This window comes from Streptosporangium sp. OZ121 (assembly GCF_051918885.1).
Classification (GTDB): domain Bacteria; phylum Actinomycetota; class Actinomycetes; order Streptosporangiales; family Streptosporangiaceae; genus Streptosporangium.
Window position 1 is genome coordinate 67,840 of the sequence record NZ_JBPXMC010000037.1, and the last position, 9,057, is coordinate 76,896.

Annotated in this window: 10 protein-coding genes; 7 read left to right on the top strand and 3 right to left on the bottom strand. The window is 67.6% G+C overall.

Annotated elements, in window-relative coordinates:
- The first annotated feature begins 309 nt into the window (after positions 1–309).
- From ACTOQ1_RS38440 to ACTOQ1_RS38460, 5 genes are read left to right on the top strand one after another with little or no spacing between them, the layout of a single operon-like run.
- The gene (locus ACTOQ1_RS38440) at positions 310–1,317 is read left to right on the top strand and encodes a PstS family phosphate ABC transporter substrate-binding protein (RefSeq protein ID WP_440073034.1); all 1,008 of its coding nucleotides are present in this window, start codon (positions 310–312) and stop codon (positions 1,315–1,317) included.
- Positions 1,317–2,258: a phosphate ABC transporter permease subunit PstC gene (gene pstC, locus ACTOQ1_RS38445; protein WP_440073036.1), complete on the top strand. Its 942-nt coding sequence runs from the start codon at positions 1,317–1,319 to the stop codon at positions 2,256–2,258. Before ACTOQ1_RS38440 ends, pstC begins: the two co-directional genes overlap by 1 nt.
- Positions 2,258–3,148: a phosphate ABC transporter permease PstA gene (pstA, locus tag ACTOQ1_RS38450; protein WP_440073037.1), complete on the top strand. Its 891-nt coding sequence runs from the start codon at positions 2,258–2,260 to the stop codon at positions 3,146–3,148. The genes pstC and pstA overlap by 1 nt, the downstream gene beginning before the upstream one ends.
- A 29-nt stretch (positions 3,149–3,177) precedes the next feature.
- Positions 3,178–4,005 carry a phosphate ABC transporter ATP-binding protein PstB gene (gene pstB, locus ACTOQ1_RS38455; RefSeq protein ID WP_440073039.1) on the top strand — a complete coding sequence of 276 codons (828 nt, stop codon included), beginning with the start codon at positions 3,178–3,180 and terminating at the stop codon, positions 4,003–4,005.
- Between the two features lie 19 nt (positions 4,006–4,024).
- On the top strand, positions 4,025–4,744 hold the full coding sequence (locus tag ACTOQ1_RS38460) for a response regulator transcription factor (protein WP_440073040.1): 720 nt from the start codon (positions 4,025–4,027) through the stop codon (positions 4,742–4,744).
- Between the two features lie 45 nt (positions 4,745–4,789).
- On the opposite strand, the gene ACTOQ1_RS38465 is transcribed toward ACTOQ1_RS38460, so the two are convergent.
- A complete protein-coding gene (locus ACTOQ1_RS38465) occupies positions 4,790–5,800 on the bottom strand; it encodes a serine hydrolase (protein ID WP_440073042.1) in 1,011 nt (336 codons plus the stop codon).
- Positions 5,801–5,937: 137 nt separating this feature from the next.
- Positions 5,938–6,825, bottom strand: a complete 888-nt coding sequence (locus tag ACTOQ1_RS38470; protein WP_440073043.1) for a phenylalanine 4-monooxygenase — start codon at positions 6,823–6,825, stop codon at positions 5,938–5,940.
- Positions 6,826–6,956: 131 nt separating this feature from the next.
- Here ACTOQ1_RS38470 and ACTOQ1_RS38475 point away from each other — a divergent pair, with 131 nt between their 5' ends.
- Positions 6,957–7,424, top strand: coding sequence for an Lrp/AsnC family transcriptional regulator (locus tag ACTOQ1_RS38475; RefSeq protein ID WP_440073044.1), 468 nt, complete (start codon positions 6,957–6,959; stop codon positions 7,422–7,424).
- A gap of 127 nt (positions 7,425–7,551) precedes the next feature.
- Here ACTOQ1_RS38475 and ACTOQ1_RS38480 read toward each other — a convergent pair whose 3' ends face one another.
- On the bottom strand, positions 7,552–8,163 hold the full coding sequence (locus tag ACTOQ1_RS38480) for a TetR/AcrR family transcriptional regulator (protein WP_440073046.1): 612 nt from the start codon (positions 8,161–8,163) through the stop codon (positions 7,552–7,554).
- Between the two features lie 228 nt (positions 8,164–8,391).
- On the opposite strand from ACTOQ1_RS38480, the gene ACTOQ1_RS38485 reads away from it, so the two are divergent.
- Positions 8,392–8,826, top strand: coding sequence for a nuclear transport factor 2 family protein (locus ACTOQ1_RS38485; protein ID WP_440073048.1), 435 nt, complete (start codon positions 8,392–8,394; stop codon positions 8,824–8,826).
- The last annotated feature ends 231 nt before the right edge of the window (positions 8,827–9,057 follow it).

Below are 9,057 nucleotides of genomic sequence, written 5' to 3' on the forward strand. Positions count from 1 at the left end.
TACCTGCCGCCGGATGTCGGGAAGGTGAACAGATGGGCAAGTCCGCGAGAGCGGCCGCCGGAACCGGGAACGTTCCGGCGGGAGGGCTCCCGTGCCGGGCCACGCCCGGACCAGGGAGTCTCCGAGGCCCCGCCCACCGGGCGTACGGGACCGGAAACCGAGATCAAACTTCCGTCGACGCCCCGGTATTCACATCCGCGGGCCTACCTCTTCCGGCTCCGGTCATGGCTCGTTTCATTTCCGTTCACTTTGCCCCACTTTCATCGGAGACATCGAGAACAGATCTCACTACGGAGAAGGAACATAACCGTGACCAGTGGACAGCGCCGCCTCAGCGCGGTGGCGACGGCCGCGCTCGTCGTATCGCTCGCGGCCGCTTGTGGTGGCGACGCCAAGCCCAACAGTGACGGCAGCACCACCGCCCCCAGCGCGTCCTCCGCCGAGGCGGGTGCCGGCGCGGCCCTGACCGGCGAGATTAAGATCGACGGTTCAAGCACCGTGGCGCCCCTCTCCCAGGCCGCCTCCGAGCTCTTCGGCGAGGAGCAGCCGCAGGTGAAGGTGCCGGTCGGCACCTCGGGCACCGGCGGCGGCTTCGAGAAGTTCTGCGCCGGCGAGACCGACATCTCCAACGCCTCCCGCGCGATCAAGGACGAGGAGAAGGCGGCCTGCGACACGAAGGGCGTCAAGTTCACCGAGCTCACGGTGGCCGTCGACGCGCTGACCGTCGTGGTTCCCAAGGAGAACGACTGGGCCACCTGCCTCACCACCGACCAGCTCAAGAAGATGTGGGAGCCGGCGGCCGAGGGCAAGGTCAAGACCTGGAAGGACGTCGACGCCAAGTTCCCGGCCGAGGAGCTCAAGCTCTACGGCCCCGGCACCGACTCCGGCACCTTCGACTACTTCACCGACGAGATCAACGGTGAGGAGGGCGCCAGCCGCAAGGACTACAGCCCGAGCGAGAACGACAACGACATCGTCACCGGTGTCGCGGGCGCCAAGGGCGGCCTGGGCTACTTCGGCTTCACCTACTTCGAGGAGAACGCCGACAAGCTGAAGGCCGTGGAGATCGACTCCGGCAGCGGCTGCGTGGCCCCGAGCGTCGAGTCGGCCCAGGGTGGCCAGTACACCCCGCTCGCCCGCCCGCTGTTCATCTATCCCTCCGCCGCCGCGGTGAAGCGGCCCGAGGTCGCGGCCTTCCTCGACTACTACGCGTCCAACATCAACGTGATCGCCAAGGACGCGAAGTACATCCCGCTGAACCCCGAGCAGGAGGCCAAGCTCAAGGCTGACATCACCGCGCTGAAGAGCGCCGGCTGATGTCGGCTCAGCACCGCACGACCGTTCCAGGGACCCCGGGGTCCCTGGCGCGGTCGCGCCCGCGTTACGGCGAATTCGTCATCAAGGCCGTTCTCCTGACCGCGGCGATGGTGTCGGTGGCGACCACGATCGGCATCGTCGTCGCGCTCCTCGAACCCACCATCGAGTTCTTCGGTGCGGTGAGCCTCGGGGAGTTCTTCGGTTCCACCGACTGGGGTCCGCTGTTCAACCCGCCGGCGTTCGGCGTGTGGCCGCTCATCGTCGCCACCGTGGAGATCACCCTGATCGCCGTCGTGGTCGCCGTACCGCTCGGCCTGGCCGCCGCGATCTACCTGTCGGAGTACGCCTCCAGCAGGACCCGCAAGATCTTCAAGCCGGTGCTGGAGGTCCTCGCGGGCGTCCCCACGGTGGTCTTCGGCTTCTTCGCCCTCACCTTCGTCACCCCGCTGCTGAGGGACGTCTTCCCCTTCCTGGACCTGGACGGCAAGAACGCGCTCGCCGCCGGCCTCCTGGTCGGCGTGATGATCATCCCGATCGTCGCGTCGCTGTCGGAGGACTCGATGGCCGCGGTGCCCAACGGCCTGCGCGAGGGCTCCTACGCCCTCGGCGCCTCCAAGATGCTCACCTCGGTGCGCGTCGTCGTCCCCGCCGCGTTCTCCGGCATCGTCGCCGCCGTCATCCTGGCGATCTCCCGGGCCGCGGGCGAGACGATGATCGTCGCGATCGCCGGCGGTTTCAAGTCCGTCTTCACGCTCTACCCGGGCAACGAGATGGCCACGATGGCGGCCTTCATCGCCCAGGCCGGCTCCGGTGACGCCTCGGTCGGCTCGATCGCCTACAAGACCATCTTCGCGGTGGGTTCCCTGCTCTTCGTGATCACCTTCGCGATGAACTACCTCAGCGCCCGCATGGTCCAGAAGTATCGCGAGGTCTACGACTGATGGCCATCCTCTCCACCCCCCGCTCGGCCGTGCAGCTGGCGAGCAAGGGACGCCCTCTCAAGGAACACCTCTTCCGCATCGCGCTGCTGGCCAGCCTCGCGATCGCCCTTCTGTTCCTGGCCATGCTGCTGGTCTACGTCGTCGAGGAGGGCTGGCCCCGGCTCAACTCGATGCTGTGGGAGAACCAGCCCTCGATCCGCCGCCCGGAGACGTCCGGTATCCAGTCGGGCATCTTCGGCACCCTGTGGATCATCGGGCTGACCGCGCTCATGGCCCTGCCCACCGGCATCCTCGCGGCGATCTACCTTGAGGAGTACGCCGACAGGACCAAGTGGTACAACAAGCTGATCGAGCTGAACATCTCCAACCTGGCGGCCGTTCCCTCGATCGTCTACGGCATCCTCGGCCTGGGCATCATCGCCCGCTGGATGCAGTTCGGCTTCACCGTGATGACCGGCGCGGTCACCATCTCGCTACTCGTACTGCCCATCGTGATCATCTCCGCCCGCGAGGCCATCCGCGCGGTGCCGCCGTCGATCCGCGAGGGCTCGCTGGCACTGGGCGCGACCCAGTGGCAGACCATCTACCGCCAGGTGCTCCCGGCATCCATCCCGGGCATCGCGACGGGCTCGATCCTGGCCCTCTCCCGCGCGATCGGCGAGGCCGCCCCGTTCCTGATGCTCGGTGCCGCGACGCTGGTCCGGTTCAACCCCGAGGGCGTCTGGAGCAGTTTCAGCGTCCTGCCGCTGCAGATCTACAGCTTCATCAGCCGTCCCCAGGAAGAGTTCGCCGTCCTCGCCGCGGCGGCGATCGTGATCCTGCTGGCGATCCTGCTCCTGATGAACTCCGTCGCCATCTGGCTCCGTAACCGCTATCAGAAGCGCTGGTGAGGTAAGAGATGTCCGAGATTGGAATTTCCGTGCCGAACGTGAACGTGCGCGGCCCCGAAGTCCCCCGCACCATCGAAGCCCTCGACCCGGTCTTCACCGTCTCCAACCTCAGCGTCTTCTACGGCGACTACGAGGCGGTGCGCGGGGTCAACCTGACCATCGGCAACCGCGAGATCACGGCCATGATCGGCCCGTCCGGCTGCGGCAAGAGCACCGTGCTCCGCTGCTTCAACCGGATGAACGACCTCATCCCCGGCGCCCGCGCGGCCGGCGAGATCCTGTACCACGACGAGAACCTCTACGGCGACCACGTGGACCCGATCGAGGTCCGCCGCCGGATCGGCATGGTCTTCCAGAAGCCGAACCCCTTCCCCAAGTCGATCTACGACAACATCGCCTACGGTCCCCGGGTCAACGGGATCAAGGGCAACATGGACGAGATCGTCGAGGAGGCGCTGACCAAGGCGGCTCTCTGGGACGAGGTCAAGGACAAGATCAAGCAGAACGCGCTCTCCCTGTCCGGCGGACAGCAGCAGCGCCTGTGCATCGCGCGGGCGATCGCGGTGAAGCCCGACGTCATCCTGATGGACGAGCCCTGCTCGGCCCTGGACCCGATCGCGACCACCAAGATCGAAGACCTGATGCAGGAGCTGACGCGCGACTACACGATCGTCATCGTCACCCACAACATGCAGCAGGCCGCCCGCGTCTCGGACCGCACGGCCTTCTTCACCGCCGAGGTGGACGAGGCCGGCGTGCGGCACGGCCGCCTGGTGGAATTCGACGAGACCAGCCGCATCTTCACCAACCCCACTGACAAGCGGACCGAGGACTACATCACCGGCCGCTTCGGCTAACCCATATTGGAGGATCCGGGTGATCCAGCCGCAGACGGCACCAGAGGTGGACGGGGACACACGAACGGCGCCCATGCTGCTGGTGGCCGATCCCGAGGTGGCCATGGTCCACGACCTGGCCGCCGTCCTGGAACGCGAAGGGGTGCGGGTCATGGGCGTCACCGACGGCGCCCAGGCCCTGTTGCAGGCCGGGGCGTTCCGCCCCGACGTCGTTCTCGTCAGCGCCTCGCTGCCGGTCATAGGGGCGGTGGAGTTCGTCCGCGCGGTGCGGCTGACGCGGGCGATCCCCGTCCTGCTGGGCGTGGGCGAGGGGCATGCCCAGCAGGCCGTCCAGGCACTGACGGCCGGAGCCACCGCGTGCGTGGCCCGGCCGTACCGGGTTCCCGAGTTGCTGCCGTTGATCCACGCCGCGTTCACCGGCGAGACCGGAACCCGCAGGGCACTCGTGGTCGGCCCGGTGGAACTGGACGTCAACGCCTACCAGGTGAAGGTCGGCGGCAGGATCGTCCATCTGCCGCTGCGCGAGTTCGAGCTGCTGCACTACCTGATGCGCAACGCGCACCGCACGGTGACGCGGGAGCAGATCATGCGACATGTCTGGAACTCCACCGAGACGACCTCGACCAACACCATCGCGGTACACGTCAAGCGTCTCCGTGCCCGCCTGGGCGACAACGACGACCAGCTGATCCAGACCGTACGAGGAGTGGGCTACCGGCTGGTCGACAGGACGGCGTGACACGTACGCGGCCCGCGTCCGCGAGCCCGCGGCTCCGCGGACCGCTCAGTTCGCGGTCGTCTCGCAGCCGCGCCCGCCCCTGAAGGCGTTCATGAGGCGCTCGGTCACGCCCTCGATCCTGGCGATGCCGGTCTCCATGCTCGGGCTGTCCTCGGTGAGGACGGCCACCGCGTAGTCGTGCCCGTGCCCGCGGATCAGCCCGGCGCTGGCGACCGCCCAGCGCCCGTTCGCCGCGTGCCGCAGCCAGCCGTTCTTCAGCGACACCTCGTCCTTCCCGCACGCCCCGGCGCTGATCCCCCACTTCTGCTCGGGGGCCACCCTCTCCATCAGCCCGAGCACCTTGCGTCGCTCCAGGGGGGCCAGCGGGCTCTCACCGGTGGCCAGCGCCTTGACGAGCCGGATCTGGTCCTCGGTGGTGGTCTGCGCGACGCTCCAGCAGTACAGGTCCACGCACCGCCTGCCGGGGGTGTAGGTGCGCTTGAGGCCGAATCTGCGGTTCGCTCTGGCCAGGCCCGGCTCCAGCCCGATCCGCTCGTACAGCCGGTCCGCCGCCTCGTTGTCGCTGAAGCGGATCATGTTCTTCGCGTCGGCCTTGGCTCGTTCACCGAGCTCACGCCACCGCGTCCCGAGCAACAGGGCCGTCAGGATGCTCACCTTGGAGGTGTTGGCCGACGGCAGCTGCAGGGTGTGGTGATAGCTGTAGCGCCGGCCGGTGCCCAGGTCGTACACCGAGGCGGCGGTCCGGCCGCCGTACTTCGCGAGAAACACGTCCAAGCTGTGCCCGAGCTCCTTGGGGAGGATCTTCGGGGAGTGGGCGGCCCGCACCCGTCCGGGCGCCCGGGGTGCCCCGGCGCCGGGGAAGACGGGCGCCGGGACCACGGCCAGGAACGGTGCGGGAGGAGGCGTACCGGACGTCGGAACGACCGGTGCCGCCTGCCGCGTGGGAGACGGTGTCGGCATGCTCACCGGCGTCAGGCCCTGACACGTGCTGCAGGCGGTGGCCTGCGCGGTGACCAGCAGGACGGCGGCCGCGGCCACCCGTTTCCTTGCTCTCATCATCCACCCCAACCGTCTCCCCCATTACGTGACGATCGGGATATATCCCGCAACACGCAACAATAAGACGATCAACCGGAATCTAGCCTGAAACAGGGCGTGCGCTATAGAACATCCCGCCGAACCGATGCCCGCTTTTAGCGAACGTCCGCGATTAGCCGGGCGATACTCTCGTCATCGCAGGTCGCCCAGAAGTCCCCGACGATGTCCTCGAGGTGCTCCAGCGACTCCGCCCGGAAGAGTACGTCCTGGTATTTCGTGATGTCGTAGTGCGTGGTGCCCATCGCGGCGATGTCCAGCGGGCGGATGTCCATCCCCCTGAACTCCTCGATCTCCCCGTACGAGGACAGGATCCCCGCGCCGTACGCCCGCAACTCGCCCTGGTCCGTCATCACGCCGAATTCCATCGTGAACCAGAAGATCTTCGAGATGAACTCCAGCGCGTCCTTGCCCTCGACCCGCCGGGCCGCCTGCCCCGCCAGGCGGTACAGGCGCGAGTAGCGGTCGGAGGCCAGCGCGTTGGCGTGGCCGATCACCTCGTGGATCACGTCGGGCTCCGGCGTGTACAGCGGCGTGGAGTGGTGCCGGATGTACTGCGTGGAGTGGAAGAGCCCGTCCGCCAGGACACCGTAGAAGTCCCTGAGCGGCACCAGCCCGGCGGCCGGAACGTAGCGGAACCCGGTCAGCGGCTCCAGCAGCTCGCTGACCTCCTGGAGCTGCGGGATGCGCTTGGCGGGCAACCCGAGCCGCTCGGTCGCGCGCAGGTACTCGGCGGTCGCGTACTTGTGGTGTTTCAGGCCGAGCTCCCGGCTGACCAGAGCCCACACCTCGTGCTCCTGGTCGGTGTACTCGGCCGTCGGGATCGGCGTACCGGGCACGTACCCCACCGCGAGCGCGGCGATCGCGTTGCGGCGTGCGCGGTAGACCGGGTCGGCGAAACCGGGGTGACCGGCACCGAGCTCGACCTCGATCGAGCCGTCGTCACGGGTCGCCACCGGTGCGAAGTACTGTGCTTCCTCGAACATAGATGAAATGACAGCAATATCCGGAAACGTTGGCAAGAGCAGCCAGTTCTACTGGGCGATCCGCACAGAAACGTACGGTGACACCTCGTCTATGCTGGTCGAATCGCCCAATCTGACGGGATCCTGAGGAGATGTCGATCGACGAGCTGGACGGCCGCCTCCTGATCACCATGCGCGCCAACCCGCGTGTCGGCCTGACCGAGCTGGCCCGCCTGCTCGGCGTGGCCCGGGGCACCGTGCAGGCCCGCGTCGAGAAACTGATCGCCCGCGGCGTCGTCGCCGACTTCGGTCCCACCGTGGCCCCCGAGGGCGCCGGATACCCGATCCTCGCGTTCGTCTCGCTGCAGATCGCCCAGGGCCGCCTGGAAGAGGCCGTACGAGCCCTGGAGCCCCTTCCCGAGATCCTGGAGGTGTACGGCACCAGCGGCCAGGCGGACCTGCTCTGCCGCGTGGTGGCCCGCAGCACCCCCGACCTCCAGGAGATCATCGCCCGCATCCTGGCCTCCCCCGCGGTCCAGCGGACGGACACCACGATCGCCCTCTCCATCCAGGTCCCCTACCGGATCGAGCCCCTGCTCCGCGCCGCCTCCGGCGCCTGACCGCGGCCGCGGCCACGGCCTTCGGTCTCCGTAGCGGTTCCCTCCTAGGGGGTTACGCGGATCCCCTGGGCGAGCATCTGAGCGAGCCTCCCCCGATCGGCCTCTCGCAGTCGAGGGCCGTCATGAGTCATCTGCGGCCCTCAGCCGTCCGGAGACCGGCGAAGACGATCGCCAGCGTGCGACGCTGCAGGTCACCGTCCCAGCCCGCGTGGAGCGCCCCCTGGCAGACGCCGGTGAGCAGGGCGATCACCTCGTCGAGACGGACGTCCTCGCGGACGGCACCGGCCTCCTGGGAACGAGCGAGGAGCGTCTCGATCCCTTCGCGCAACATCCGCACCGAGCTCGCGACCTGGAGATCGACACCTGTCTCGGCCAGGAGGCCGACGACGGTCCTCTTCTGCGCCGCCTGCTCGACCATGCGGGTGACGAAGGTGAACAGCGCCTCCCCTGGAGCGTCATCGGCGGCGAGCTCGGCCATCTCCTCGTCCAGCCTGCCCAGGAGACCCTTCATGATGGCCTGCAGCAGGGCCTGCTTGGTCGGGAAGTGCTTGAAGACCGTACCGATGGCCACCCCCGCACGGGCGGCGACCTCTTCGGTCGACGCGGAGGGGCCCTTCTCGGCGAAGACGGCCTCCGCCGCGGCGAGGATGCGTTCCCGGTTGCGCTGGGCGTCCGCACGCAACGGCTTGGCGTCCCCAGGATCGCCCGTTCCGCCCGGTGAAGAATTCGTGGGTGTCATCCAGCCGGCCTTCCCTGTTCCCGTCGTTCCCATCATTCCTGTCGTGTTTCCTGTCGCACCGTCCGTGCCCGCATGCCTGTCGGCGCCCGCGAAGGGCGGCATCTCGCGCATGAGATGAAGTGCGACGTCTCCGCGCGTGAGATACGGCGTTGACAAAGTGAGTCTCGACTCACGATCATAAAGATGAGTTTCTACTCATCTTAGTGACCGTCACGAAGGGGATCCATCATGACCGAATCCACCGTCGCTCCCGGCCCTCGCGAGATGTTCGAACGCGTACGGCGCCACTGGCTCGAGAACCTCGGCGGCTTCGGGAGCGAGCTGGCCGAGAACGCCGTCATCGAGGTCCCCTTCGCTCCACCGGGCAGGCCCAGAAGGCATGAGGGAAAGGAGGCGTTCCTGCTCTTCTCCGGCCCTGAACAGGCCGCCTTCGCCCGGCGGTTCGCCCTGGACGAGGTCCGTGAGGTGGTCGTCCACGAGACCGTCGACCCCGAGGTCATCGTTGTCGAATACGAGCTCGCCGGCAGGGTCCTCGCAACTGGCCACCAGGCCTCCTCCCCCTTCATCGCGGTCCTCAGGGTGCGGGACGGGAGAATCCTCAACTGGCGGGAATACCAGAACACCCTGGCCATGATCGAGATCATGGGACAGCCGGGAACCTGACGAACGCCTCGAAACACCGTTAGGAAGGCTCCGAAAAGGCCCTGAGCAGACTCCGGAACGCTCCTAGAAAAGGTCGCGGGCAGGCCCCGAAACGATCCCGGGAAGGGGTTCGGAAAGGACCTCGAGCAGGCCCCGAAACAGTGTTAGGAAAGCTCCGGAAAGGGCCCCGAAGAGAGCCCCGAGCAGACCCCGAAACGGGTCGCGGACAGATCCCAGAAAAGGGGTTCGAAA